Genomic DNA, 678 nt, shown 5'->3' with positions numbered 1-678 from the left:
AATAGGCAGTTATACCAGGTGATTCGAGCGCAAGCAAAATGGAGCATGGCCAGATAGTTTTCGGGTTTTTTGGCCCAACGAATCAGCAGGTGGCGGAAGCGGTTGAGCCAGGAGTGCGTGCGCTCGACCACCCACCGGCGGGCCTTCTGCCCGGCTTTTTTGGCCTGGACTTCTTCGCCCCGCGGCCGGATGTGCGCCGTGTAGCCGTGGGCGGCGACGATTTCGCGCACCTGGTCGTAATCGTAGCCCGCGTCCAGGCACAGGTGCTGCGCAGCGCCGGCCGCCCGGTGGACGTCGCGGGCGGCTTCGGCGGCCGGGGGCAGGCTCGTCAAGGTGCTTTCGGTCAACTTCATGTCATGCCGATTGGCCCCGTCCAGCACCAGCCCCACCGGGATGCCCCGCGCCTCGGTCAAGAGGCTGCGCTTGACGCCGCCTTTGCCGCGGTCCGTGGGGTTGGCCCCGGTTTTTTCCCCCACCCAACGGCGCTTTATGCAGCGAGCCGTCGAGGGACATCCAGGCGAAATTCAACCCGATTAAGTCGTCGTAGTCCCGCAAGGCTTCGTCCCAGAGCCGGGCAAAGACGCCGGCCTGCACCCACGCTTGAAACCGGCTGTGCGCCGTGGAGCCCTTGCACAAGCCCGTCGCATCCAGGGCCTTCCATTGGCAGCCCGTGCGCAG

General features: G+C 65.6%; 1 pseudogene. It reads right to left on the bottom strand.

The annotated features are described in order from the left end of the window. Window positions 1–678, bottom strand: a pseudogene (locus E5J99_RS21955) (IS5 family transposase); the annotation flags it as partial.

The sequence above is a fragment of the Hymenobacter elongatus genome, from assembly GCF_004745955.1.
Lineage (GTDB): Bacteria > Bacteroidota > Bacteroidia > Cytophagales > Hymenobacteraceae > Hymenobacter > Hymenobacter elongatus.
The sequence above is the reverse complement of the archived record's forward strand: the minus strand, read 5'-3'. Positions and strand labels throughout refer to the sequence as shown.